Source organism: Flavobacterium sp. (genome assembly GCF_028689845.1).
Taxonomy (GTDB): domain Bacteria; phylum Bacteroidota; class Bacteroidia; order Flavobacteriales; family Flavobacteriaceae; genus Flavobacterium.
Window position 1 is genome coordinate 36,310 of record NZ_JAQVCH010000013.1, and the last position, 26,604, is coordinate 62,913.

Here is a 26,604-nt window from a genome sequence, read left to right on the forward strand (position 1 = left end):
AAGGTGACTATTGGGTTAAGACAAAATCAAATAAACTAAAAAACAGTGGTTATGCTAATACATTCTCTAATGTTGGTCCAGCATAAATCAGTTTTTTTCCTTCTTCGGTATTCGTATATTGCTCAAAATTCTTGATGTATCGAGCGGCTAAATCTTTCGCTTTTACTTCCCATTCCTCTTCGCTAGCATAAGTATCTCTTGGGTCTAAAATACCTTCGCTTACTTTTGGCAACGTTGTGGGTATAGTTAAATTCAAAAACGGAATATGTTTCGTTTTCATTTGATCAATTTCGCCATTAATAATCGCATCAATGATGGCTCTGGTATTTTTTAAAGAAATACGTTTTCCGGTTCCATTCCAACCCGTGTTAACTAAATAAGCTTTTGCTCCGTGTTCTTTCATTTTTCCGATTAAAGTTTTAGAATACATGGTTGGATGCAAGGTTAAAAACGCTTCCCCAAATGCTGGAGAAAAAGACGGTTGTGGTTCGGTTATGCCACGTTCTGTTCCCGCTAATTTAGAGGTGTATCCACACAAAAAGTGGTATTGAGCTTGGTCTTCATTTAAGATAGAAACAGGAGGCAACACCCCAAATGCATCTGCAGAAAGATAAATAATTTTTTTTGCATGACCAGCTTTTGATGGAAGTACAATTTTGTTAATATGATAAATTGGATAAGAAACGCGAGAGTTTTCTGTAATGGAATGATCGTTATAATCTATTTCGCCATATTCATTTACCACCACGTTTTCTAATAAGGCATCACGTTTGATGGCTCTCCAAATATCGGGTTCATTGTCTTCACTCAAATCGATTACTTTGGCATAACATCCCCCTTCATAATTAAATACGCCATTGTTATCCCATCCATGTTCATCATCTCCAATTAAATAACGTTTTGGGTCGGCAGATAAAGTTGTTTTTCCAGTTCCAGATAATCCAAAGAATACCGCCACATCGCCTTCTTCACCAACATTTGCAGAACAGTGCATCGAAGCCATTCCTTTTAACGGAAGGTAATAGTTCATCATGGCAAACATTCCTTTTTTCATTTCACCACCATACCAAGTTCCTCCAATAATTTGTATTTTTTCTGTTAAATTGAATACCACAAAGTTCTCCGAGTTTAAGCCATGTGCTTTCCAATTCGGATTGGTAATTTTTGAGCCGTTCATCACGATAAAATCAGGTTCTCCAAAGTTTTCCAATTCATAAATAGAAGGTCGAATGAACATATTGGTCACAAAATGGGCTTGCCAAGCTACTTCCATTACAAAGCGTACTTTTAATCGGGTGTCGGCATTGGTTCCGCAAAAAGCATCTACTACATATATTTTTTTTGAAGAAGAAAGTTGTTTTAAAACCAACGATTTCAATTCACTATAAATAACTTGAGTGGTAGGAAAGTTTACTTTATCGTCCCAGTAAATCGTATCTTTAGTCACATCATCTTTAACAATATAGCGGTCTTTTGGAGAGCGACCCGTGAAAACGCCCGTTTTTACAGCCACGGCACCGGTTTCGGTTAATGCTCCTTTTTCATAGCCAACTCGCATCGGCGAAACTTCTGCTTTAAATAATTCCTCATAAGAAGGATTATAAACCACTTCATGATAGCCCGTAATGCCTAAATCATGTAATTCTTGAATGACTTTAATGTTTTTCATAGTATTGATTTTAAAGATTGGATTTTTATTTTAGCTGTATCAAATTTCCGATTTATCAATTGAAATAAACCTGATAAATATCACCTATTTAATAAATCTACGAAAACGTTTTCATTGTTAATTACTGAAATTCAAATAGTTGTAAGTTGCTAGAGGTCAACTCGCCTACTTCCCTAAATATTAATATGGGATTGCTTTAAAGTCGCCAAAAACTTTCGTAATTTTGTACTCGTTTAACTGATTTTCAACTAAAAAAATATATTATGAGTCAATTTGATGTGGCTATTATCGGATCAGGTCCAGGCGGATATGTTGCCGCTATTCGTTGTGCCCAATTAGGTTTTAAAACAGCCATAATCGAAAAATACTCCGTCTTAGGCGGAACGTGTTTAAATGTTGGATGTATTCCTTCTAAGGCATTGCTTTCTTCTTCGCATCATTACCACGATGCAGTTGCTCATTTTGAAGAGCATGGAATTGAAGTGGGTAAAGTAAAAGTGAATTTAGAAAAAATGATCGGTCGAAAACAAGCTGTAGTTGACCAAACTACGGGTGGAATTAAGTTTTTGATGGACAAAAATAAAATCACCGTTTTTGAAGGATTAGGTTCTTTTGAAGATGCAACACATGTTAAAATTGCTAAAAACGATGGCTCATCTGAAACCATTGAAGCTAAATATACCATTATTGCAACGGGTTCAAAACCGTCTAATTTGCCATTTATTACGTTAGATAAAGAAAGAGTAATCACGTCAACAGAAGCGTTGAAATTAAAAGAAATTCCAAAACACCTGGTCATTATTGGTGGTGGTGTAATCGGAATTGAATTAGGTCAAGTGTATCTTCGTTTAGGAGCACAAGTTTCTGTGGTTGAATTTATGGATAGAATTATTCCAGGAATGGATGCTTCGTTGTCAAAAGAATTAACCAAAGTGTTGAAAAAACAAGGAATGAAATTCTATACTTCACACAAAGTGAAATCGGTAAACCGTAAAGGAAAAGCCGTTACTGTGGAAGCGGAAACGCCAAAAGGAGAAATTTTATCCTTAGAAGGCGATTATTGTTTGGTTTCTGTGGGAAGACGTCCGTATACAGATGGACTGAATGCCGATAAAGCAGGGGTGAAGGTGACCGAAAGAGGTCAGATTGAAGTGAATGATCATTTGCAAACCACTGCTTCTAACATTTATGCCATTGGCGATGTAGTTCGCGGAGCCATGTTAGCTCACAAAGCCGAAGAAGAAGGAGTGGTGGTTGCTGAAATCTTAGCGGGACAAAAGCCGCACATTGATTATAACTTAATTCCGGGAGTGGTTTATACCTGGCCAGAAGTTTCTGCCGTTGGAAAAACAGAAGAGCAATTAAAAGAAGAAGGTGTTGCTTTTAAATCAGGAAGTTTCCCATTCAAAGCATTAGGAAGAGCAAGAGCGAGTGGCGATACTGACGGATTTGTAAAAATCTTAGCCGATGCCAAAACCGATGAGGTTTTAGGCGTTCACATGATTGGTCCTCGTTGTGCCGACTTAATTGCCGAAGCAGTCACTGCGATGGAATTTAGAGCCAGTGCCGAAGATATTTCACGAATGAGTCATGCGCATCCAACCTTTGCAGAAGCCGTAAAAGAAGCGGCTTTGGCAGCAACAGAAAACAGAGCGTTGCATGTGTAGCTATTTATAAAAACAAGAGAAACCGCTATTTTATTAGCGGTTTTTTTGTTTTACCCTATCATGCTTTCAAAACCTTATCTGTTTTTTAGAAATAACTTTTGATAACGTCACGTTTTGTCGTGTTGACAATCTAAATTTGAAGAAAATTACAAATTATGTCGTTAGGGAATATTAAAAGTCAAGTTGAAAAGCTGCATCATCAAATTTTAGAATGTGCTCAAAATTCGAGTGAAATTAATTCATTATATAAAGGATGTCAAATTTGGTATAGTCCAATTCTACTAAAACCAAAAGTTTTGCTCATTGGTTTTAATCCAGGTGCGGGTTATTATAATTGGGAAGGGAAAATAGTAGAACAATTTGAGCCTTTAAACGCCTTAGAATATTATTTGACCGATCATTCATTAGCCAAACAAACTATAAAGCTTTTTCAAATCATGGAAAAAGAAGATGTATTAAAATATCAAACGGTTAAAACTAATTTTTACTTTTTTGCAACGTCAAATGTGAGTGATTTTAATAAATTGACCAAGCTTTTACCTAAAGAATTGTCTACACAATTATTTCATTTTGCTAGAGTTTGGATAAAGCAGCTAATAGAAACCTTAGAACCCGAATTAATTTTGTGTGAAGGAACAGTTTCCTTTGCTGAAGTTGCTGTTTTGTTTGACGATAAATTTGCTCAAGAAAGCAGTACTTACCATCAGCAATTCAAAACAGCTAAAACCATTGTTTTTAGTTATAAACGCAACCAAAGCAGTATTATTGATAAGGAGCAGGTCGCATTAATTCTTAGAAATCTTGTAAAATGAAAAACATAATTTTAAACTTTTTAGAAAAATATTATCAAAAAAACACAAAATCACGTTTGTGGTTGAATGTTTTTGTAAAGGTTTTACTATTTTTGATTATTATTATATATTTTTTTTAGCAATTATTTATGGAACAAAATCTACCACAAGGCATAGAAACTATGCAACAAGCTTATGATGTTGTTGATACTTTAAGTAAAGAAACATCTGGTGTAATTCAAAAGGCATTAAGAGCACAACTTGCCGTTATTCAATTGATTCAAAAACCAATTTTAGTAAGAACATGTATAGATACGGTTTTTGAAAACTTACATCAAGGTATTGAAGAGGCAACTAATGATTCGGAGATTAAATTGATGCGGCAACAGTCAGCTCTTTTAGTTCAAAGTACATTGTTTTTTTTTCAGGCGACAATTTTAAAAAATAAAAAAGAAAATAAAGAAGAAGGCAAAGAGTTGTTTAGAATTGCAACTCAGAACGTAGCTAGTTTTTCTGTTCAAATTTCTGAAACTGTTGCGAAAGGTATGTTAATAGGTGGTACAGCATCCGCTGCGTCCTTGGCTTTAGAAGTTGGAATTCCCTTAATTAAGAATTATTTTGAGAATAAAAAAGAAATAGAAAAAAATTTACCTGAGGAAAAAAAAGAAATGTTTCATAAACGATTTGTAAATTTCGTTTATGGATATTTTGAAAACAGCAAAGAGGAAGAGGAATATTTAAAACTTTTAGATAGTGTTTTTGATAAATTTGAACGCAACAAAATGCTTTTGGGGAAATCAATTTTACTTTCTGAATTAATTATGAATAATTATCAGGATATTATAAACTTTAAATTAAAAACAGATATTGATTTCTTGATAAAAAAGCAAAAGGAAATAGAAAGTATTAAAAATAATATATTTCGTGGATGGTATTTATTAATATACCCGTTTATTTTATTAGCACTTTTAATTACATACATTATTGATTATTTTGCAAAGACAACTATCATAGAATCCTATTATATTGGTTACTGGTTGCTTTTCCCTATTCCAATTTACATTTATAAATATTTCAAAAATAGCATGAAAAAGAAGAAGCTATTAAATGAAGTAAATGGGATGGAAATTGCTCTCAATGAGAAAAAAGCTTCCTTAATTCATAAATACGAAAGTATTTCGAAAACTTTGAATCCGTATTCTTAAAATTCAAATTTTATAAAAATTAAAAATCACTTACCTTTACAAAAAAAATAGATGCCAACTCTTTTAGCTTTTGCAGGAAGCAATTCTTCTACTTCAATCAATCACCAACTCGTTACTTATTTAACGACACAAGTAAAAGAAACCTCGTTTGAATTATTCAACTTATCCGACATGGATTTGATTATTTACAGCGAAGACGAAGAACGCGAAAATGGTTTTCCCTCGTCAATCAAACAAATATATAAACACATTCAAGCGTCTAAAGGACTTTTAATTTCGGTTAATGAGCACAACAGTAATCCGTCTGCATTTTTTAAAAATGTCTTAGATTGGTTATCGCGTTTGGATAGAAAATTTTTAGAAGGAAAGAAAATATTTTTGCTTAGTGCTTCAACAGGAGCTCGAGGGGCAATAGGTTCGCAAGAAGTGGTGCATCAACTTATCCTTCGATTTGCTGGGGAAGTGGTAGATACGTATGCTTTTCCGAGTTTTAAAGATAACTTTTCTGTAGAAAATCAGCAGATTAGCAATGCAGAAATCAATCAGGATATTTTATCCAAATTGGCTCAGTTTGAAAACCAATTGAAATAACGTTTGATGCTTAGAACTGTAAAAAGCTTTACGCTGGATAATCCTATTTTCTTTCAAGCCAATTTGTTAGAATGGGCCAATCAATTCCGTGAAGTGGTGTTTTTAGATTCCAATCAGTATCCACAAACCTATGGCAGTTATGATGCAATACTCGCTGTTGATTCGTTTACCTCGTTACAAACGGATTATTTCCATGCTTTCGATGATTTGCAACAATACCAAAGTCAGACCAAAGACTGGTTATTTGGCTATTTGTCGTATGATTTAAAAAACGATACAGAAGCGTTGACTTCCAAAAATTTTGATGGTTTAGCTTTTCCTGATTTATATTTTTTTCAGCCCAAAAAGTTGTTTTTGATAAAAGACAATAAAATTGAATTACATTATCTGCGACTTTGCGATGAGGAACTAGATTCTGATTTTGAAGCGATTACTTCAGCCCACAACCTACAACCCACAACCCACAACCTACAACCCACAACCCACAACCCACAACCTTTCTCAATCCAACAACGCATTTCGAAAGAATCGTATATTGAAAAAGTATCTAAAATGCTAGAACACATTCATCGTGGTGATATTTATGAAGCCAATTTTTGTATGGAATTTTATGCTGAAAAAGCAATTGTTAATCCAATAGAAACCTATAAAAAACTTAATCTAATTTCAGAACCTCCTTTTGCGGTTTATTTTAAAAATAACCAGCATTATTTGCTCTCGGCATCACCCGAACGCTATTTGAAAAAAGAGGGAACGAAAGTTATTTCTCAACCGATAAAAGGGACTTCAAAACGAAATGAAAATGCTGAATTAGATGCACAGTCTAAATTTGATTTAGAAAATAATTCCAAAGAAAGAGCTGAGAACGTGATGATTGTCGATTTAGTTCGCAATGATTTATCACGTACGGCTACCAAAGGTTCGGTTGCAGTAGAAGAATTATGTCAGAGTTACACCTTTAAACAAGTGCATCAATTAATTTCGACGGTCGTTTCTGAAGTAGAAAATTCTACTTCTCCGCTAGAAATTATTAAAACTACTTTTCCGATGGGAAGTATGACGGGAGCTCCAAAAATTTCGGCCATGAAAATCATCGAAGCGTTAGAAGAAACCAAACGCGGATTATACAGCGGAGCCGTTGGCTACTTTTCTCCTGAAGGCGATTTTGATTTTAATGTGGTGATTCGTAGTATTTTATATAATGCTAAAAATCAATATCTTTCTTTTTCTGTCGGTAGTGCCATTACTTCAGAAGCTTCCCCAGAAAGTGAATACGAAGAATGCCTGTTAAAAGCAAAAGCAATGTTTGAAGTGCTTCAATAACTTTATAATTTCAAAATGAAATTGATTTATAATTAAAATAAGTACTTTTGAAAATGCTTACTAAATTTCAAAATCATTTATCAATCCATTTTCCTTTGCTGCAAAAGGCAAAAATTTTAATTGCACTCAGTGGCGGAATGGATAGCATGGTTTTGGTCACGTTGGTTTCAAAATTGAATATAAATTTTGCCGTGGCACATTGCAATTTTCAACTTCGGGATTTAGAAAGTGAGGGTGATGAAGATTTTTTAAAATCCTATTGTAAGGAAAAGGAAATTCAAGGTTTTTTTCAAAAATTTGACACCAAACAATTTGCCGAAGATGAAAAATTATCTATTCAAATGGCTGCTCGGAATTTGCGTTACCATTGGTTTTATGAATTAGCTGAAAATGAAAATTTTGATTTTATTGCCACAGCTCACCATTTAGATGATCAAGTAGAAACTTTTTTGATTAATTTTTCACGTGGCACAGGTTTAGAAGGTTTAACTGGAATTCCGTCCAAAAAAGATAAAATTATCCGACCTCTTTTAGTATTCTCGCGGGAAGAAATAGAAACATTTGCTCATGAAAATGCTATTCCTTGGCGGGAAGATAGTAGCAATGCATTGGATAAATACGGTCGAAATAAAATTCGACACCAACTTGTCCCTGTTTTAAAAGAATTGAATCCAAGCTTTTTAAACTCGTTTGAAAAAACAATTCAGAACCTTCAACAAGCCCAATCTTTAGTAGAAGATGCTTCTCGCATTGTGTACCGAAAAGTCGTGCAAGATATTGAAAATCAGAAAATAATTAATCTTGCCGAATTGCTTCAGCTTTCTAATTATCAAGCATATTTATACCAGTGGCTTTCGCCTTTTGGTTTTTCGGCATGGAAGGATGTCTATGAGTTGGTTCAAGCAACTTCAGGCAAGCAACTATTTTCAGAACATTTCAGGCTTTTGAAAGATAGAAAAACATTGATTCTTGAACCAAAAAACGAGGACCATCAGCACGAATATTGGATAGCTGAAACAGATAAAAAACTTAGTTTTCCCTTAAACTTATCTTTTGAAGAAGTGAAAACAATTGCTCAAACTGATTCAAATGCGATTTTTGTGGATATTAATACGTTAAAATTTCCTTTATTGCTTCGCAAATGGCAGAAAGGTGATTATTTTTACCCTTTTGGAATGAATGGAAGGAAAAAACTAAGTAAATTTTTTAAAGACGAAAAATTTTCCTTGATTCAAAAAGAAAAAACTTGGCTTTTGTGTTCTGATAATCAGATAGTTTGGCTTGTTGGTAAACGCATGGATGACCGATTTAAAGTAACACAGAATACACAAACAACACTAAAAATAGAATTACTCGCATGAAAAAATTATTATTTACGCTGCTTTCCCTATTTGTATTTACGCTTTCGCAGTCACAAATTTTAGATCCTGTAAAGTGGAAAACAGCAATCGAGAAAAAATCAGAAACCGAATTTTTATTAAAATTTGAAGCTACAATTCAAAAAGATTGGCATTTTTTCTCTCAATTCACACCCGATGGAGGTTCGTTACCTTCTGTTTTTAATTACGAAAACACCAAAGGAAATTATCAATTAGTAGGCAAAACAACCGAAAGCAAATACAAAAAAGTATATAGCGAAATTTTTGAAGTCGACGAATACATGTTTGAAGGTTCGGCTCAATTTTCTCAGCTTGTAAAAATTACGAATCCAGCATTAAAATCCATTAAAGTTGAGGTAGAATACCAAGCGTGTTTGGAACAATGTATTCAACAGTTTAAAAATTTTGAATTCAAATTGCCAGGCCGTCAAGAAGTTGCCAATGAAGTAATTGCATCAACTCCAATAGATACCGCTAAAATTGATGCGACGGCAGTTGATACGGAAAGCACCATAGCTGTTGCTAAAACGGATAATAATTCTTTAAAAACTGAAAAGAAAGAAAAGCAAAAAGGACTTTGGACTATTTTTATTATTGCTTTTTTCTCTGGTTTTGCGGCCTTATTGACACCTTGTGTTTTTCCGATGATTCCAATGACGGTAAGTTTCTTTACGAAACAAAGTAAAGATCGAGCAAAAGGAATTAAGAATGCTATTATTTACGGATTTTCAATTATTATAATTTATGTTGTTTTAGGAATTTTTATAACTTATGCTTTTGGTGCCGATTCGTTGAATGAATTATCAACGAGTGTTACTTTTAACGTAGTTTTCTTTGCTTTATTATTGTTTTTTGCCGCTTCATTTTTAGGAGCATTCGAGATTGTTTTACCTAATTCGTGGGCTAATAAAGTAGACCGTCAAGCGGATAGAGGAGGAATCATCGGTATCTTTTTTATGGCTTTAGCTTTGGCGATTGTCTCTTTCTCCTGTACAGGTCCAATTGTTGGGACATTAATCGTTGAAGCAGCTTCAAAAGGCGGAATTGCACCCATTGTTGGAATGCTAGGGTTTTCATCGGCCATAGCCTTACCATTTATGCTTTTTGCTTTATTTCCGGGTTGGATGAATTCCTTGCCAAAATCAGGCGGATGGTTAAATACCGTGAAAGTTTCGTTAGGATTTTTAGAATTGGCTTTTGCATTTAAATTTTTATCCAATGCCGATTTAGTATTACAATTACATTTGTTTGAACGCGAAACATTTTTAGCGATATGGATTGCCGTTTTTGGAATTTGGGCTTTATATTTATTCGGAAAACTCTCTTTGCCACACGATAGCCCAATGCAACATATTTCTGTTGGAAGATTATTTATGGGATTATTTGTGTTGAGTTTTACCATTTATCTCGTTCCCGGACTTTGGGGAGCACCTTTAAAAATTATTTCTGGTTTTCCACCACCGTTGCATTATAGCGAAAGTCCAACTGGATTTGGCGGAAGCGGAGGCGGAGTTGCCGATACAAAAGCACTGCCCAAAGGAGGTCACATAGGGCCACATGGAATTATTGCTTTTCATGTTTACGAAGATGGAATCGCTTATGCAAAAGAAGTAAACAAACCTGTTTTATTAGATTTTACGGGTTATGCATGTGTCAATTGTCGTAAAATGGAAGATTATGTTTGGTCTGATAAACGAATTCTTTCCATTTTAAAAAATGAAGTGGTGCTAATTTCTTTGTATGTAGATGATAAAAAAGAATTGCCTGAATCTGAAAAATATGTTTCACCTGAAACGGGTAAAAAAATCAAAACGATTGGAAATAAATGGAGTGATTTTCAAATTACAAAATACAAAGCCAATGCGCAACCTTATTATTTAATTTTGGATGTAGAAGGAAATACCCTTTCTGATGCTCCGGCGAGTTATAATCCGGATATTGATTTCTATGAAAAATGGTTACATGACGGAATAGGTAAGTTTATAAAGTAAATTAAAGAGGAGCTAGAACGCTCCTTTTTTATTTAAACCACATGTTTTTCAATATAATTGGAATTTAAAAGATAAAGAGCTCCCATGTATTTCAAATTAAACGAAATGACATTACCTACTTTATAATTCGTTTTGGAATGGGTAATATCCACCACTAACATATCCGAACTCGCATCGATAATTTGAATATTTTTATCTTCAACTTCAAGGTATTGCGGTTGCATATCCAATAAACCAATATCTAAAATAGCCCGTAGCGAAGTGCCGCTTAAATCGTCTACATTTTCCATAGAAAAGAAGTTTCCTGCTACATTTTCACCTAATTCACCATCGGGAATATTCGGTTTTTCGGTAATCTCGATAATTTCGGCATACATTTTAAACACATCGTGATGCATTCCTTTGATGGTTTTACCGGTGAATAAATCTTTTCCAAAAAAGAGGGCTTCACCTATCCGAAAATGATTCACAGCAATAGGTCTTGCATTTTTTAAAATTAACGGAACAGCTACCGACGTCCCGCCTGAAACCCAAGGAATTGTTATGTTAAACTTTGCTTCAATGAGTTGTTTGTATAAACTAAGTTGGATTAATTTATCTTGTGTAGGCATCACGCCGCTCAAACAGTTGAGGTTGGTTCCGATGCCACGTATTTCAATATTTGGAAGATGGAGTACTTCTTCATAAAAAGCGATTAAATCTTCGCCCATGACGCCTTCCCGCAAGTCGCCCATTTCAATCATAATGATGATTTTGTGGGTTTTGTTTTGCTTTTTTGCTTCTTCAGAAAGGAGTTTTATGGTATAAATTTCGGTGTTAAAACTCACATCGGCAAACTTCACTATTTTTTCAATGCTTCTTTTAGCTGGAGGTTTAATATAAACCGTTTGAACAGTTGGATCAAGCGATTTTATTTTTTTTAAATTACTAATGCGAGAGTCATGCATTTCAGTTACACCCAAATTCAAAATTTCTTTAATAAATAGGGTGTTGCCACACAAAATTTTAGAAACGACACCCCATTCAATTCCACGCGATTGAAAAAGCTCTTGTAAAAAAGCATAATTTTCGTGTAGTTTTTTTCTGTTTAAGGTCAGATAAGCCATTAGATTTTAATTTTTCTGGGTATTGATTTTGAAATTCGAGTTAACAATTCATAGTTTAACTGGTTGCTATTCTCGCTAAAGGAAGCAACAGTGACATCCAAATTTTCTTGCCGCCCGATAAGGATAACTTCTTCGCCAATTCGAACATTCGGAATCTCGGATACGTCTACCACAATCATATTCATATTTACTGTTCCAACCACCATGCAGCGATGTTGGCTAATTAAAACACGTCCTTTATTGCTTAACATTCTGCTGTATCCATGCGAATAGCCAATGGGAATGATGGCAATTTTCATGTTTTCTTTTGCCATATAGCTGGTTCCGTAGCCAATAAATTCAAAAGCTTTTACCTTTTTTAAACTCATCACTTGGCTTTTCCAAGAAATGACACGTTTTAAAGGGTCAATTTTCTTTTTTTGAGTGGTTATAAAACTCGCAAAAACTTCTGGACTTGGCCATAAACCGTATTGCATAATTCCGATGCGAACCATGTCCATTTGGGTTTCAGGAAACATCATCGAAGCAGCTGAACAAGCCGAATGTCTTATTTTTGGTTTAAAATTTTTAATACAAAAATAGGCGTAAATCTTTTCAAAACGTTCAATTTGACTTTTCACTCGAAAGAAATTTTCCATACTTTCTGCTCCAGCATAATGGGTGCACAATCCTTTAAACTCAATATGATTTTCTTCTTTTTTAAGCAAATCAATTAACGGATTTAATTCTTTTTGTTCAAATCCAGTTCGGTTCATTCCTGTTTCTACTTCAAGATGAATTATGGCTTTTTTCTTTAGTTTTTTACTGAGCTTAATAGCAGTTTCTAAACGCTTTTTCTCAAAAACATAAAATTCAATATCATTCAGAATTACCCATTCTAAAGCTTTATTCGACACAAATCCCATGATCATAATGGTCACTTGACGGGGAAAAAGTTGTTGAATCAGTTGAGCTTCGGCAACATCAAAAACAGAAAAATGCGTCACTCCACATTTGTAGGCCATGGAGACAAATTCTTCAATTCCGTGACCATATGCATTTCCTTTAACGACAGAAGAAAGAATTGTTTTTTTATTAAAACTCTTTTTTAAAAACGCTAAATTGTGGAGGTATGCCTCTTGATTGAGTTCTATAATGGAGTTATCATGCATCGTTTAAATCTTTACAAATTTGATAAAAAACTTTTATGCCCGTTGCTATAATTTCATCCGGAAAATCATAATCCGGGTTATGTAAATCGGGTGTTTCTAAACCAGCTCCAAGACCAAATAATGCTCCAGCATAATGAGCTGTAAAAAGGCCGAAGTCTTCGCCCCAGCGAAAAGGTGTTTCCTTTTTTAGTAAATTATAACCAAGCTTTTTGGTGGCATCAGCAATGAGTTGAACTGCTGCTGGATTGTTTTCATTGGCATAAAATGGTTCAATCCACTTGACAGAATATTTTAATTGATGTAATTTACTAACGGCATTTACTTTTTCTACCAATATTTTTTGAAGCTCTTTAATTCCAGCATTGTTTTTACATCGAATAGTAAAATGAACTTCGGCATTCCCAGCAGAAACACCATAGGCTTTTTTTCCCATTGATGAAAAAATAGGAGTGACTAATGTAAAATCGTTTTGTTGTAAGTTTGGTTGGTTTAAAGTATGGAATTGTTGAGTAATTTCAGCCATTGCTACTGCTGGATTGATTCCATTTTCAGGTTCGCCTGCATGTGCCGTTTTTCCTTGAAGCATAATTTTTAGGCTAACTACGGCACAAGTAAAGGCATTTTCTTTAACAACGATTTGATTTTTTGGAAAATTGGGAAGGTTATGCAGAGCAAACACAAAATCAGGCTGTAAGGTTTTAAAAAATTCATTTTTCATCACTTTTGCTGCTCCTTTTCCGTTTTCTTCAGAAGGTTGAAACAACAAAATTACTTTTCCTCGTGCTAACTTCTTTTGTGCTAAGACAGTCGCTAATCCACATAAAATTGCCATGTGTCCGTCGTGTCCACAAGAATGTGCCACACCCTTATGCACAGATTGATGCTCAAAATTATTTAGTTCTTTAATAGGTAAAGCATCTAATTCACAGCGAAAGAGTAGCGTTTTACCTTCTTCTTCACCGTGATAAATGGCGATGATTCCTGTTTTTCCAATTTGCGTGTGGCATTCGTCAGGCTTGTGTTTTTCTAAAAATGCTAAAATACGTTCGCTAGTTTGTTGTTCTTTTCCTGATAATTCTGGATTTTTGTGCAATTCTTTTCGCAAACGAATTAACGATTCCATTCGATTATTTAAATTTTCCATTTGCTTATTTAGTAAGTCTCATTTCTAAATATTTATTTGTAAAACCCAATTTTGTGTATAAGTGAAAAGCTGGATTATCAGGCTCTACATGCAGAGCAATATTTCCTTCGACACTCTCAATCGCCTTTTGCATTAATTTTTTTCCATATCCTTTACCGCGTTGCGAATTGTCAACCGCTATATAAACCAAAATGTTTTCTGGGATATAATCTTTCATTCCGGTGTTGTTCATAATCACAATTCCTACTATTTCTTGCTCGTCAATTCCTATGATAATGGTTCCTCCTTTTTGCGGATTCATTGCATAATCGATGCATTTGAGAATATCCTCGGTCTTATCGCCATATTGCTCTAAATGGTTGAATAAAAAACTAGCAATTACTTGTGGTGTATAAGTAGAATGTAAACCTGTTTGTGGAGTAATAATTTGAAATTTCATACTGTAATCAAAGGAATGTTTGTGCAATTTAACTTGCAAATTTATTCTTCATTTTTAATAATTAAATGCTTGAAAAGGGTTTTTCCCTAAGCTAGAGTGTGGCATGACACTCGATTAAATTGACCTAGATTTCTGATGGTGGAGAAATCAAATAAATGGATGAAAAAGAATTTCTATATTCTTTTAAGGTTATCCGAATCAATTTGTGATATTAATGCAAAGGTACGTAAATATTTTTAAGTGAGTTTTTATTCTGATAATCAATGTTTTATGTTGGCTTTTGATTGCTGTTTATAAAGGTAGAGTTCGTTTTTTTAAAATAATTTACTTTTTTGGTGCTTTCTATCAATCTATTTTTGATATTTGTAATAGATAAATTTACACGCCATGTTAGTTAAAGTATTTGGAAGTGCCGTTTTCGGTGTGGAAGCAACCACGATTACCGTAGAAGTAAATATTGATAAAGGAATTGGGTACCACTTGGTTGGCCTTCCCGACAATGCTATCAAAGAGAGTAGTTACCGCATTGCAGCGGCTCTTAAAAACAACAATTATTCCTTACCTGGAAAAAAAATCACCATCAACATGGCTCCGGCCGATTTGCGAAAAGAAGGATCAGCTTATGATTTAACGCTGGCCATTGGCATTTTAGTAGCTTCAGGCCAAATTCAAGCCGATGAATTGCAACACTATGTCATTATGGGCGAATTGTCATTAGATGGCGGTTTACAACCTATCAAAGGAGCGTTGTCTATTGCGATTAAGGCGAAAGAAGAGGGGTTTAAAGGCTTTATTCTGCCTAAGCAAAACGTAAAAGAAGCCGCCATTGTTGAAGGTTTGAATGTATATGGTGTTGACAATGTAATGGAAGTAATTGATTTTTTTGAAGGAAGAGGCACCTTAGAACCGACAATTATTGATACAAAAGAAGAGTTTTCAAAAACCTTAGATTTTCCAGAATTTGATTTTTCAGATGTAAAAGGACAAGAAAGTATCAAGCGTTGTATGGAAATTGCGGCAGCTGGCGGACACAATATTATTTTGATTGGACCGCCTGGTTCCGGAAAAACAATGCTTGCCAAACGTTTGCCTAGTATTTTACCGCCGATGACAATGAAAGAAGCGTTGGAAACAACCAAAATACATTCGGTAGCTGGAAAAACAAAAGAAGCAGGATTGATGAGTCAACGACCGTTTAGGAGCCCACATCACACCGCATCATCCGTTTCTTTAGTCGGTGGAGGAAGTTATCCACAACCAGGAGAAATCTCATTAGCTCACAATGGCGTATTGTTTTTAGATGAATTACCTGAGTTTAAACGAGAAGTCTTGGAAGTTATGCGACAACCGTTAGAAGATAGAGAAGTAACCATCTCAAGAGCCAAATTTACGATTACCTATCCCTCGTCGTTTATGTTAGTGGCCAGTATGAATCCGAGTCCGAGTGGCTATTTTAATGACCCGGATGCACCGCTGAGTTCTTCGCCAGCGGAAATGCAACGTTATTTGAGTAAAATTTCAGGTCCTTTATTAGATCGAATTGATATTCATATTGAAGTCACACCCGTTCCTTTTGAAAAATTGACTGAAACTCGAAAAGCAGAAAGCAGTATAGAAATTAGAAAGCGGGTAACGCAAGCTCGAATGATTCAAACAAACCGATTTGAAAGCATGCCTTCTATTCATTACAATGCACAAATGAGTAGTAAACTGATTCGAGAATTTTGTGTGTTAGACGACACTTCTTTACAATTATTAAAAACAGCAATGGAACGTTTGAATTTATCGGCAAGAGCTTATGATCGCATTTTGAAAGTAGCCCGAACGATTGCTGATTTAGAAAATAGCGAATTGCTTAAACCGACTCATATTGCTGAAGCGATTCAGTATAGAAGTTTAGATAGAGAAGGATGGTTGGGATAAATCCGAACGGTTTAATTTAGTTCTGCAAACGTATCGCCTAAACGAATATCACCCGATTTAAAACCTTTTCCAAACCATTTTACGCGTTGTTCCGAAGTACCATGTGTGAATGAATCAGGAACGACGTGGCCTTGCATTTTTTTCTGGATGGCATCATCACCAACGGCTTGAGCAGCACTAAGAGCTTCTTCAATATCGCCTTCATCCAAATATTTTTGGTTGTAATGTGTCCATAATCCGGCATAAAAATCGGCTTGTAATTCTAAGGAAACCGATAGTTTATTTCCTTCTTTCTGACTTGTTTTTTGTTGTAATTCACGCACTTTTCCAGATGTTCCTAATAAGGTTTGCACATGATGACCTACTTCATGAGCGATAACGTAGGCAATTGCAAAATCGCCTCCTTTTGCTCCAAAACGGGTGCGTAATTCATCAAAAAAATCTAAATCCATATATACTTTTTGATCACCTGGACAGTAAAATGGGCCCGAAGCGGAAGATGCTCCTCCACAAGCTGTTTGCACCGACCCGCGGAATAAAACCATTTTGGGTTCGACATACGTCATTCCATTTTCTTGAAAAATTTTATGCCAAACATCTTCAGTATCTGCCAAAACGGTGGCTACAAATTCGCCCATTTTTTGGTCTTCTTCACTTAAAGGTTGAGCAGGACCAGCAGCTGGTTGTTGCTGCTCCATTTGATTTTGTAGTTCTTGCATGAGTTGAGCGTTATCGCCTCCCATAAATAGTTGGATAACTAGAAAAACGATTCCAATTATTCCACCACCTGCTACTAGTTTACCGCCAGTTCCCATTCCTCTTCGGTCTTCCATGTTGGAACTTTGTCTTCTACCTTCCCATTTCATAATTGCGTGTTTTTGATTGATATAAAATTAAAAAAAGTATTTCTTATTTAACCCATTTTGCAATAATTTCTTCTAAACTTCCTTTAATTATTGGTTTAGAAACATAATCATTCATGCCGATATTTAAACATTTTTCTTTTTCACCTACAACAGTTCCGGCTGTTAGAGCGATAATGGGAACCGTTTTGCCATTGCTTAATTTTCTAATTTCTTCGGTCGCTTCATAACCATTCATCACTGGCATTTGAATATCCATAAAAATAATATCAAATGGGCTTTCTTGAAATTTTTCCAAAGCTTCTAAACCGTTTGAAACACCACTTATTTTAGCATTCGGCATGATTTTCTTTAATAAGGTTTTGGCCAATAAAGCATTGATGTTATTATCTTCTACGATTAAAATATTTTTAAGTAATAGATTTTGATAAACATATTCTTCATCAACTTGTATCGATTTAGGAAAGTTTTCGCCTTCTTTACTGGAGGATTGAATGTCAATATCAAAATAAAATGTACTTCCTTTATTGGGTTCGCTATCTAACTGCAACTTACTATTCATGAGCGAAAGCAATTTATTAGAAATACTCAATCCGAGCCCTGTTCCGCCATACTGTCTGGTGGTAGAATTATCTTCTTGTGAAAACGCATCAAAAATCTTCATTTGATTTTCTCTTCTAATTCCAATTCCGGTATCGATTACAGAAAAACGCAATCGGGTTTGATGTGTGGTGATTTTTTCTAAAACGCTCACGGTTAATTTTATTTTTCCTTTTGAAGTGAATTTAACCGCGTTTCCGAGTAAATTAATTAAAATCTGTTTGAGTCGAATAGGGTCAATCCATATCGTAACTGGAACTTCATTATTGAGGTGTAAATCGACATCAATTTTCTTTTGTATGGCATCAAATTTAATGGTATCAATTACTTCGCGAGCTAAATCACCGATATTCGTTTCTTCAATTACTAATTCTAAATTACCTGATTCAATTTTTGAAAAATCTAAAATATCATTAATTACACTCATCAAAGATTTGGCCGACTGACTGACGGTTTTCATGTATTTAGCTTGTGATTTTTCTAAATTTGAGTTCATCAATAAATCGGTAAAGCCAATAATACCATTTAAAGGGGTTCGGATTTCATGACTCATATTAGCCAAAAATTCGGATTTTGCTTTATTCGCAGCGATAGCCATTTCTTTTTCTTTTATGGCTGCTTCTTGTAGTTTCCTTTCGGTAATATCGATAAAAATACCTTCTATAAACTCAATTTTATTGTCTTTACTAATAACATCACCAAATTCCTCTACCCAAACAATTCGGTCGTCTTTATGGATAATTCGGTAGATAAAGTGAATTTTCTGACCGCTACTTAATGCATAGTTTTGGTCGTTTATAACCCGATCACGATCTTCAGGATGAATGATATCTAAATAAGAAATTACATTATTTAAGAAATCTTCTTTTGGATACCCCGTTAAATTTAAAATTTCATTATTTAGATAAATTTTGGTGAATTTAGAATCATATTTGGAAAGGTAAATCGTTCCTGGAATGTTATCTGCTAACAGTTTGAAACGCGTTTCACTATCGTTAATAATGCTTTCGTTGATGTTTCGTTCTAGGGCAGACGAGATGTTGTTGACTAAGGTTTGAAGCATGTTTATTTCATCTTCTGTCCAAATTCTTTCTGTACTACAATCATCAAAACCGATAAAACCGTAAAGGGAATCTTTAACAAAAATTGGAAATATAAGGATGGATAAAACATCTTGAGCTATTAACATTTCTTTCAGTTTGCTCTCAAAAATATTTCGTACAATTTTGTTATAAGGTTTGTTCTTTTTTAGGGGAATAATCATGTCTAAAACTACTTCAAAAGGTAAATCTTGAAGTTCTTGATTTTCAAGTTCAACACTTATTTCGTCATTTGTCCATTCAAATTGTTGGGAAACAATTCTTTTGGATTCGTTCACATTAAAATAATAAACACGATCTACATTGGTTACTTTGCCAACCGTTTCTAAAATTTTATCAAAAACATCAAAAAGGTTTTTATTGGATAGAATTTTTTCGGAGATTTTAGTAATCGCCGTTAAAACATTACTCTTTTTTTGAAGTGTATCTTCAATTGTTTTTCTTTTTAAAGTTTCAATTCCTAATGAAATAATTTCAGAGACAGAACGGGTAAAATTAATATCTTCATTATCCCAAAACCGCATGGTATCGGTCGCTTCAAAACAAATAATCCCGAATAATTTTCCATTAATAAAAACAGGATAATCTAACAAAGAAATTATATTGTGATCTTTGAAATAAAAACTTAATAATTCAGAAGTTTCTCTTTGTCGGCTCACATCGGATGCAATAATCATTTGTTCCTTTTCTATGGATTCAAAATAAATTGGTAAATCTTTTTTGTGTAAAACAAGATGATTAGAATGGGTATTTGTTTTGAGATCATATAAATCTTGGCATTCAATTCGGTCAGGATAATAATTCCAAAAACTTATGCGTTGGATGCCTGAAGCATTTGCAATATTTTCGAAAATCACTTTTAAGATTGGAGTAATACTGTCAAATATGGCAAAACTTGTTGTAGAAAGTTTTGCCAAGGCATTGTTGTATTTTTTTATTTTTTCTTGTCTATCGGCTCGTTCAACTTCTAAATTTCTAAATAAGGTAATATCACGGCTAATACCCATGTAGCCCATAATTTCATTTTGAATGTTTTGTTTGATGGTTACTTTTTGAGAAACCCAGACTTCTTCTCCCGTTTTCTTTAAAATTGGGAATTCCATCACCGTATAATTATCGATTTCACCAATATTTAAAATGTAATAATTCACTACTTTTTCACGATAATCCTCACGGATTAATTCGCCAAAATGCATATTCATTAGTTCCTCAAGTTCATATTCTAATAAGGTACACGCAAAAGAGTTAATATATGAAAATTGTCCGTATTGATTCGTTTCAAAGATAATATCTGTGGCACTTTCTACTAGATTTTCATAACGGTGTTCAATTTCAATTTGTTCGGAAACGTCATTTCCAATACCAACAAAAAGGTTTTCGCCAAATTGTTTATCAACCCATTGAATGAATTTAAATTTACCGTCTTTAGCCATTAACCTTCTGGTATACATTCTGTTTTGTTGGTAAGTATCGTGGTATGCTTCACCAATAAACTCCTCGTCGTTGGTAAGCTCCCAAAAGCCCATTCCTAAAACTTCCTCTTGATTATATCCTAAAATATCCTTTACACTTTCACTACAAAAAGTAAGTTCTCCTTTTATGTTAGTTGCTATGACTAGCGATTTTCCTTTGTTTACAATTTCATTTGCAAATAGAAATTTTTCATGATTATTTTGAAAAGCAACGTGTTTAGTTTGGTTTATGATGATAATGAGCAAACAGTAAATGGCCATTAACATTCCAATATTTAAAGAAATAAAGCCCAGAAAGATAAATGTAATGATGAGAGTTGTAATCGAAATAATATAGGCTAAATAATGTTTGTAATTATTAAAGACATTATAAGAAAACAATACAATAATCAATATGCCAGAGAATGTTACTAATTCAAAAGGTCTTAAAACTAAATTGACAAGTACATTGGTTGAAAAAAGCACATAACTTAATGAAAATAAGATTGATATGTTTTTTTCAATGTATTTTACTTTGTAGCTAAGAAGATAAATTAGAATAAATAAAATCCCAAAACTATAACTTTGAATAATAATGGAATAGGTTCTAATTTTAAAAACTACATACAGTGTTTCTACCAATGGAATAAGAACACCAAAATAGAGAAAATATAAGCGATAGAGGTAAATGTCGTTTTTTATATCGGTGTATTCAGAAACAAAATCCTTGGAAAAAGTAGTATGTCTTTTATTCAAAAATAAAAACATGGCTATCACTAAAAGTATCAGAATGATGAATAACCAATAATGTTGATTAAAGTTTTCTAGCGTAGTAAGTTGAGTTTCTGCGTTACTAAAATAAATTTCTTTGGGTTGAGTTGCACCATTGGAGAAATTTAAAATATCAACAAAAAATAAGTTAAAAAAAAATGATAGGGGCATTTCTTTGTTCAGTTAAAATGGTTTTGTTTTTGAAGACCAATATATAAAAAAAAGAGTTGCCCCATGAGGACAACTCTACTTTTTATTAATTTTTTGCTAATATTATTCAAACGTAGTGCCAATTTCTTCAATTTCACTCGATTCTTTCATCGGAATGAGATGCGTATAAATAGTATAAGTTAAAGAGTACCAAAAAGGCATGGTGAAAATTATTCCGATACAAAGACCAAAAAGCCCGATTAAAATTCCAATAAATCCAACTATTAAAAGGCCAAAAATGATAAAAGGTTGTTTAACTACTAATTGTGCACTTTTTGTAATTGCATTAAGTGCTGTTTGATTACCAAATACAATCAGCGGAACTGTTAAAACGGTGAAGAAACCGATTATATAACTGATGACTGTTCCTATAATAGTAATTCCAAAATATTCTAAACCAGTGGTAAGTGTCAAATTAACAATGGTTAATAGTGAAGCAGCAATAAATAATTCTTTAAAATGATGGGTTTTATAATATTCAAAAACAGTTCCTATCGAAAACGGTTTATCCTGCTTGGCTAAATGAGCCATTTTTAAAAAACCCGCACCAATAGGAGCAAAAAGCCCTGTAATGACAACGACTACTGCTACATAAATGAAAATGCCCACAGCGGTTAAATCTAATGGATTAAAATCGGTTAACGTTTCGGTTAAATTAGAAGCAGCTCCTACAAAAGCGGCTACAAATACCATTACAACCCCAAATAAAATTAAAAACAAGAGCAAGATGGTAATTCCACCGAGTAATGCTATTTTTTTAAAATTTTCAAATGATTTTTCAATAACTAAACCAAAATCTAAAGGATGACTTTGTAGAATTGCATCATCTACCATCGTGTTTTTATTTTCCATATAAAATTATTTTAGAGCCAAGATAGAACTTTTTTTATAAATTCCGTTTTTTTAGTATAAGGAGCATACCGCAATGGAATATCGCCCCAAGTGGGTTTTTTAACAATTCCTTTTCGATGAGAAAAGGTATCAAAACTCCATTTTCCGTGATAGGAGCCAATTCCGCTGTGGCCAACGCCGCCAAAAGGAAGCCGCTTATTTGAAAAATGCATAATGCAATCATTCACACAACCTCCACCAAAAGAATAACGAGTAATCATTTTTTCTGCCATTTTTTTATCTTCAGAAAAAATATATAATGCGAGTGGTTTTTCATAATTTTTAATAATGTTATCGATATCTTTTTCATCGTGATATGAAATAATCGGCAGTATTGGGCCAAAGATTTCCTCTTTCATTACTTCGCTTTCTAAAGGCGGTTCATCGAGTAGTGTCGGACTAATATACAACTCCTTTTCGTTAGATTGACCACCAAAGAGAACTCGACTAGGGTCTATCATTTTTGTTAATCGATTCCAGTTTTTAGAATTAATTATTCGTGCAAAATCAGCCGTTTCTTCTGGATTTTCACCATATGCCCGTTTAATTTCTTTTTGAAGACAGTTTATAAAATTATATTTTTCTTTTCCTTGTACCAAAATATAATCGGGAGCAATACAGGTTTGTCCCGCATTAAAAAATTTACTCCAAACGATACGTTTGGCTGCTATTTCTAAATTTGCACTTTCATCAATAATACAAGGGTTTTTACCTCCTAATTCTAAGGTTACTGGTGTAAGGTTTTTAGCGGCAGCAGCGGCAACAATTTTTCCTACAGTTACACTGCCGGTAAAGAAGATGTAATCCCATCTTTTTTCGAGTAACGATTGGGTGAATTCAGCTCCACCATGTACAACAACGGCTTGCTTTACATCAAATACGTCTTCTACTATTTTTGTTAAAACTTGTGCCGTATGAAAAGTAAGTTCAGAAGGTTTTAAAACAACAGTGTTTCCAGCTGCTATAGCTGCAATTAGCGGACTCATAGCAAGTTGAAAAGGATAATTCCAAGGAGCAATGATTAAAACACGGCCGTAGGGTTCTGAATAAATATATTCTGTCGAAGGGAAATTAAGTAGGGAAGGCCAAACCCACTTTGGTTTTGCCCATTTTTCTAGATGCGAAAGGGTATGTTTTATGTCTGAAAGCACATAATGAATCTCAGAAATATAGGTTTCAAAAGAAGGTTTTTTAAAATCTTTTTGTAAAGCTTCAATAATTGCAACTTCATTTTTTTGAATGGAATGTAGCAATTTTTTGAGCAATGCTTTTCGTTTATCAATGGTTATAATCGAACTCATTTCAATTTTATTTGGGAATGAATTCAAATATAAACAGAAAAATTAACTTTTGGCAATTTTAGGTTTTATTCTGAAATAGTACAATTTTTCCAAATTACATCTTCTGGAACAGGAGCAATGATTTGGATAAGTTCTTTAGAAACGGGATGCGTAAAAACTAGTTTTCTAGCATGTAAATGAATTCCACCGTCTGGATTACTTCGGTCAAAACCATATTTTAAATCGCCTTTTATCGGACTGCCAATTGCTTGTAATTGTGCCCGAATTTGATGATGTCTGCCTGTGTGTAATTCGATTTCTAGAACATAGTAATTGTCTAATTTAGCAATCAAATGGTAGGCTAAGCTTGCTTTTTTACTTTCTGGAACTTCTTTACTATGTGCTTTTGAAGTGTTGTTTTTTTGATTTCTTTTAATGAAATGTACCAAAACATCTTCTTCTTTTTCTGGTTTGTTTTTCACAACAGCCCAATACGTTTTTTGTGTTTCTCTAGAACTAAATAAATCATTCATTCTCGTGAGAGCCTTACTTGTTTTGGCAAACAGAATTAATCCAGAAGTTGGTCGGTCAAGGCGGTGGACAACACCTAAAAAGACTTCGCCGGGCTTATTGTATTTCTCTTTAAGGTATTCTTTGACGACTTCGGGTAAGGGCTTGTCACCTGAATTGTCGCCTTGGGCAATATCACCCACACGTTTATTGACAACGATTAAGTGATTATCTTCGTAAAGAATTTGAAGGTTTTCTTTGGTGCTGATTACTTTCATTTTCAAACTTTCAAATTAAAAAACTTTCAAATTTGATTAATACTGCTCATTCTCATTAGGAAAATCAACACTTTTGACATCAGAAACATAATTTCCAATGGCTTTGGTCATGTCTTCATACAAATTCATATATCGTCTAAGAAAACGCGGACTAAATTCATGAGTCATTCCAATCATATCATGAAGGACCAAAACTTGACCGTCTACACCATTTCCTGCTCCAATTCCAATCACAGGAATGGAAATGCTTTCAGCTACTTTTTGAGCTAATTTGGCTGGAATTTTTTCTAAAACCAAAGCAAAACAACCAATTCGTTCTAATAATTTAGCATCTTCAATTAATTTTTCCGCTTCCGCTTCTTCTTTAGCTCGAACTGTATAGGTTCCGAATTTATAAATGGATTGTGGAGTTAAACCCAAGTGTCCCATTACGGGAATCCCAGCATTTAGTATTTTTTTGATTGAATCTTTAATTTCACTTCCTCCTTCTAGTTTCACGGCATGACCACCGCTTTCTTTCATGATACGTATAGAAGAACGCAAGGCTTCTTTAGGGTCTGATTGATAAGTTCCGAAAGGTAAATCTACAACCACTAACGCTCGTTCACAAGCCCGTACCACTCCACTGGCATGATAAATCATTTGATCAAGTGTGATTGGTAAAGTGGTTTCATGTCCCGCCATCACATTGCTCGCTGAGTCACCTACTAATATAACATCTACACCAGCAGCATCTACAATTTTAGCCATTGTATAATCATAAGCAGTGAGCATTGAAATTTTTTCACCATTAACTTTCATGTCAATAAGCGATTTGGTGGTAATGCGTTTGTAGTCTTTTTTTGCGATGGACATAGTTTGAGTTTTTAGTAATCGTACTACAAATGTAAGCATTGTAAATTATCCCATAAAATAATTTACAGAAAGATATAACAAAGCCAATTTTATTTCTACATTCGCTCCGGATTTTTAAATCATTTACAATGATTCCGATTTTACTAACCATTGCTTTTTTAGGTTATTTTTCTATAATCTTTGAGTCCTCTATTCGTATCAATAAAACCATTACATCCATTCTGACAGGTTCTTTATGTTGGGTGGTTTATGCCGTTTTTTATGAAGGTTCGCAAGCCGAAATTTCTGAACAATTGTTGGTGCATTTTGGAGAAATTGCTGGTCTTTTGATTTTTTTATTAGGAGCCATGACCATCGTTGAACTTATCGATTTGCACAAAGGTTTTTCCGTGATTACTAACCGAATTCGAACAAAGTCAGTCTTAAAATTACTTTGGATTGTGGGTTTAATTACGTTTGTTATTTCTGCCTTACTAGACAATTTAGCCACTGCTATTATTATGATTACGCTTTTGCGAAAATTAATGCCTAAAAGTGAGACTAGAATGGTTTTAGCAGGAATAGTTGTCATTGCTGCCAATGCAGGAGGAGCTTTTAGTCCAATTGGTGATATTACCACAACCTTGCTTTGGATTGGTGGTCAAGTGAGTGCTTTAGGTATAGGAAAAGCATTGTTTTTGCCTTCTTTAATGTGTTTGCTCGTTCCTTTGCTGATAGCGAGTAGTCGGATGAAAGGTTTTACTATTTTGCGTGTTCAATTATCGATGGCAGAAGTAATTAAAGAAGAAAAAATGCGTGGCAGTTTGAGTGTTTTTTTGGCAGGTGTTTTTGGTCTAGTAATGGTTCCTGTGATAAAATCAGTAACGGGTTTACCTCCTTTTATCGGTGTTTTGATTGCGTTAGCTTTCGTTTCATTAGTATCCATTATTTATCATCGAAAAAAAACGCAAGAAATTAAAGATAAATTTTCTGTTGCATATGCTTTAACGAAAGTCGATGTAAGTTCTATTCTTTATTTTATGGGAATTTTACTATTGGTTTATGTCCTACAAGATGTTCAAATTTTAAGTCAGTTATCCCAATTTTTACAACAAAATTTACCAAATAATCAAGTCATGATTATCGCTATTGGCGTGTTGTCTTCTATTGTTGATAATGGTAGTTTAGTTGCGGCTACACAAGGAATGTTTCCGATTTCCGAATTTCCTATAGATAATTCGTTATGGGAATTTATAGCACTTTGTGCAGGAACAGGTGGCAGTATGTTGATTATTGGCTCGGCTGCTGGAATTGCAGTGATGGAAAAAGAAAAAATGACCTTTTTGTGGTATCTAAAGAAAATTACACCTTTGGCTATTTCAGGTTATGTGGCTGGAATTCTTACTTATTTGTTGATTTCATATTTAGGAGGATAGC

The 26,604-nt window shown here is 34.1% G+C and carries 20 protein-coding genes; 9 read left to right on the forward strand and 11 right to left on the reverse strand.

The window, feature by feature from the left end:
• Positions 1–49: 49 nt before the first annotated feature.
• Positions 50–1,669 (reverse strand): phosphoenolpyruvate carboxykinase (ATP), encoded by a 1,620-nt coding sequence (pckA, locus tag PHR76_RS06870; RefSeq protein ID WP_300060062.1) that lies wholly within the window; start codon positions 1,667–1,669, stop codon positions 50–52.
• Positions 1,670–1,932: 263 nt separating this feature from the next.
• On the opposite strand from pckA, the gene lpdA reads away from it, so the two are divergent.
• From lpdA to PHR76_RS06905, 7 genes are all read left to right on the forward strand, one after another.
• Complete coding sequence (gene lpdA, locus PHR76_RS06875; RefSeq protein ID WP_300060065.1) at positions 1,933–3,336, forward strand: dihydrolipoyl dehydrogenase; 1,404 nt, start codon at positions 1,933–1,935, stop codon at positions 3,334–3,336.
• 155 nt (positions 3,337–3,491) lie between these two features.
• Positions 3,492–4,148, forward strand: a complete 657-nt coding sequence (locus tag PHR76_RS06880; protein ID WP_300060068.1) for a hypothetical protein — start codon at positions 3,492–3,494, stop codon at positions 4,146–4,148.
• Positions 4,149–4,276: 128 nt separating this feature from the next.
• Positions 4,277–5,332, forward strand: coding sequence for a hypothetical protein (locus tag PHR76_RS06885; protein ID WP_300060071.1), 1,056 nt, complete (start codon positions 4,277–4,279; stop codon positions 5,330–5,332).
• Positions 5,333–5,383: 51 nt separating this feature from the next.
• Positions 5,384–5,923, forward strand: a complete 540-nt coding sequence (locus PHR76_RS06890; RefSeq protein ID WP_300060074.1) for an NAD(P)H-dependent oxidoreductase — start codon at positions 5,384–5,386, stop codon at positions 5,921–5,923.
• Positions 5,924–5,929: 6 nt separating this feature from the next.
• A complete protein-coding gene (locus PHR76_RS06895; protein WP_300060078.1) occupies positions 5,930–7,246 on the forward strand; it encodes an anthranilate synthase component I family protein in 1,317 nt (438 codons plus the stop codon).
• Between the two features lie 53 nt (positions 7,247–7,299).
• Positions 7,300–8,607 carry a tRNA lysidine(34) synthetase TilS gene (gene tilS, locus PHR76_RS06900; protein ID WP_300060081.1) on the forward strand — a complete coding sequence of 436 codons (1,308 nt, stop codon included), beginning with the start codon at positions 7,300–7,302 and terminating at the stop codon, positions 8,605–8,607.
• Entirely contained in the window at positions 8,604–10,616 is a 2,013-nt protein-coding gene (locus PHR76_RS06905) for a cytochrome c biogenesis protein CcdA (RefSeq protein WP_300060084.1), read from the forward strand. The genes tilS and PHR76_RS06905 overlap by 4 nt, the downstream gene beginning before the upstream one ends.
• Positions 10,617–10,648: 32 nt before the next feature.
• On the opposite strand, the gene PHR76_RS06910 is transcribed toward PHR76_RS06905, so the two are convergent.
• From PHR76_RS06910 to PHR76_RS06925, 4 genes are read right to left on the reverse strand one after another with little or no spacing between them, the layout of a single operon-like run.
• On the reverse strand, positions 10,649–11,722 hold the full coding sequence (locus PHR76_RS06910; RefSeq protein WP_300060087.1) for an alanine/ornithine racemase family PLP-dependent enzyme: 1,074 nt from the start codon (positions 11,720–11,722) through the stop codon (positions 10,649–10,651).
• Positions 11,722–12,873, reverse strand: coding sequence for an alanine racemase (alr, locus tag PHR76_RS06915; protein WP_300060090.1), 1,152 nt, complete (start codon positions 12,871–12,873; stop codon positions 11,722–11,724). The genes PHR76_RS06910 and alr overlap by 1 nt, the downstream gene beginning before the upstream one ends.
• The gene (locus PHR76_RS06920) at positions 12,866–14,017 is read right to left on the reverse strand and encodes an amidohydrolase (RefSeq protein ID WP_300060093.1); all 1,152 of its coding nucleotides are present in this window, start codon (positions 14,015–14,017) and stop codon (positions 12,866–12,868) included. The genes alr and PHR76_RS06920 overlap by 8 nt, the downstream gene beginning before the upstream one ends.
• Before the next feature lie 4 nt (positions 14,018–14,021).
• Complete coding sequence (locus PHR76_RS06925) at positions 14,022–14,456, reverse strand: GNAT family N-acetyltransferase (protein ID WP_300060096.1); 435 nt, start codon at positions 14,454–14,456, stop codon at positions 14,022–14,024.
• Positions 14,457–14,843: 387 nt separating this feature from the next.
• On the opposite strand from PHR76_RS06925, the gene PHR76_RS06930 reads away from it, so the two are divergent.
• On the forward strand, positions 14,844–16,379 hold the full coding sequence (locus tag PHR76_RS06930) for a YifB family Mg chelatase-like AAA ATPase (RefSeq protein ID WP_300060099.1): 1,536 nt from the start codon (positions 14,844–14,846) through the stop codon (positions 16,377–16,379).
• 11 nt (positions 16,380–16,390) lie between these two features.
• On the opposite strand, the gene PHR76_RS06935 is transcribed toward PHR76_RS06930, so the two are convergent.
• The 6 genes from PHR76_RS06935 to panB form a co-directional block, all read right to left on the reverse strand.
• A complete protein-coding gene (locus PHR76_RS06935; RefSeq protein WP_300060101.1) occupies positions 16,391–17,245 on the reverse strand; it encodes a neutral zinc metallopeptidase in 855 nt (284 codons plus the stop codon).
• A 43-nt stretch (positions 17,246–17,288) separates the two neighbouring features.
• Positions 17,289–21,335, reverse strand: coding sequence for a PAS domain S-box protein (locus PHR76_RS06940; protein WP_300060103.1), 4,047 nt, complete (start codon positions 21,333–21,335; stop codon positions 17,289–17,291).
• A gap of 102 nt (positions 21,336–21,437) precedes the next feature.
• Positions 21,438–22,226, reverse strand: a complete 789-nt coding sequence (locus PHR76_RS06945) for a hypothetical protein (RefSeq protein WP_300060105.1) — start codon at positions 22,224–22,226, stop codon at positions 21,438–21,440.
• Positions 22,227–22,237: 11 nt separating this feature from the next.
• Positions 22,238–23,566 carry an aldehyde dehydrogenase gene (locus PHR76_RS06950; protein ID WP_300060107.1) on the reverse strand — a complete coding sequence of 443 codons (1,329 nt, stop codon included), beginning with the start codon at positions 23,564–23,566 and terminating at the stop codon, positions 22,238–22,240.
• Between the two features lie 65 nt (positions 23,567–23,631).
• A complete protein-coding gene (locus PHR76_RS06955) occupies positions 23,632–24,333 on the reverse strand; it encodes an RluA family pseudouridine synthase (protein ID WP_300060110.1) in 702 nt (233 codons plus the stop codon).
• A 36-nt stretch (positions 24,334–24,369) separates the two neighbouring features.
• Positions 24,370–25,188, reverse strand: a complete 819-nt coding sequence (gene panB, locus PHR76_RS06960; RefSeq protein ID WP_300060113.1) for a 3-methyl-2-oxobutanoate hydroxymethyltransferase — start codon at positions 25,186–25,188, stop codon at positions 24,370–24,372.
• Between the two features lie 128 nt (positions 25,189–25,316).
• On the opposite strand from panB, the gene nhaD reads away from it, so the two are divergent.
• Positions 25,317–26,603 (forward strand): sodium:proton antiporter NhaD, encoded by a 1,287-nt coding sequence (gene nhaD / locus PHR76_RS06965; protein WP_300060115.1) that lies wholly within the window; start codon positions 25,317–25,319, stop codon positions 26,601–26,603.
• The last annotated feature ends 1 nt before the right edge of the window (position 26,604 follow it).

What these genes read in the sequence shown, in the direction of transcription:
- PHR76_RS06890 (WP_300060074.1), top strand. Translation starts at nt 5,384, where the DNA reads ATGCCAACTCTTTTAGCTTTTGCAGGAAGCAATTCTTCTACTTCAATC.
- pckA (WP_300060062.1), bottom strand. Translation starts at nt 1,669, where the DNA reads ATGAAAAACATTAAAGTCATTCAAGAATTACATGATTTAGGCATTACG.
- PHR76_RS06955 (WP_300060110.1), bottom strand. Translation starts at nt 24,333, where the DNA reads ATGAAAGTAATCAGCACCAAAGAAAACCTTCAAATTCTTTACGAAGAT.
- PHR76_RS06920 (WP_300060093.1), bottom strand. Translation starts at nt 14,017, where the DNA reads ATGGAAAATTTAAATAATCGAATGGAATCGTTAATTCGTTTGCGAAAA.
- PHR76_RS06945 (WP_300060105.1), bottom strand. Translation starts at nt 22,226, where the DNA reads ATGGAAAATAAAAACACGATGGTAGATGATGCAATTCTACAAAGTCAT.
- PHR76_RS06910 (WP_300060087.1), bottom strand. Translation starts at nt 11,722, where the DNA reads ATGGCTTATCTGACCTTAAACAGAAAAAAACTACACGAAAATTATGCT.
- lpdA (WP_300060065.1), top strand. Translation starts at nt 1,933, where the DNA reads ATGAGTCAATTTGATGTGGCTATTATCGGATCAGGTCCAGGCGGATAT.
- PHR76_RS06880 (WP_300060068.1), top strand. Translation starts at nt 3,492, where the DNA reads ATGTCGTTAGGGAATATTAAAAGTCAAGTTGAAAAGCTGCATCATCAA.
- panB (WP_300060113.1), bottom strand. Translation starts at nt 25,188, where the DNA reads ATGTCCATCGCAAAAAAAGACTACAAACGCATTACCACCAAATCGCTT.
- PHR76_RS06935 (WP_300060101.1), bottom strand. Translation starts at nt 17,245, where the DNA reads ATGAAATGGGAAGGTAGAAGACAAAGTTCCAACATGGAAGACCGAAGA.
- alr (WP_300060090.1), bottom strand. Translation starts at nt 12,873, where the DNA reads ATGCATGATAACTCCATTATAGAACTCAATCAAGAGGCATACCTCCAC.
- tilS (WP_300060081.1), top strand. Translation starts at nt 7,300, where the DNA reads ATGCTTACTAAATTTCAAAATCATTTATCAATCCATTTTCCTTTGCTG.
- nhaD (WP_300060115.1), top strand. Translation starts at nt 25,317, where the DNA reads ATGATTCCGATTTTACTAACCATTGCTTTTTTAGGTTATTTTTCTATA.
- PHR76_RS06895 (WP_300060078.1), top strand. Translation starts at nt 5,930, where the DNA reads ATGCTTAGAACTGTAAAAAGCTTTACGCTGGATAATCCTATTTTCTTT.
- PHR76_RS06905 (WP_300060084.1), top strand. Translation starts at nt 8,604, where the DNA reads ATGAAAAAATTATTATTTACGCTGCTTTCCCTATTTGTATTTACGCTT.
- PHR76_RS06925 (WP_300060096.1), bottom strand. Translation starts at nt 14,456, where the DNA reads ATGAAATTTCAAATTATTACTCCACAAACAGGTTTACATTCTACTTAT.
- PHR76_RS06885 (WP_300060071.1), top strand. Translation starts at nt 4,277, where the DNA reads ATGGAACAAAATCTACCACAAGGCATAGAAACTATGCAACAAGCTTAT.
- PHR76_RS06950 (WP_300060107.1), bottom strand. Translation starts at nt 23,566, where the DNA reads ATGAGTTCGATTATAACCATTGATAAACGAAAAGCATTGCTCAAAAAA.
- PHR76_RS06930 (WP_300060099.1), top strand. Translation starts at nt 14,844, where the DNA reads ATGTTAGTTAAAGTATTTGGAAGTGCCGTTTTCGGTGTGGAAGCAACC.
- PHR76_RS06940 (WP_300060103.1), bottom strand. Translation starts at nt 21,335, where the DNA reads ATGCCCCTATCATTTTTTTTTAACTTATTTTTTGTTGATATTTTAAAT.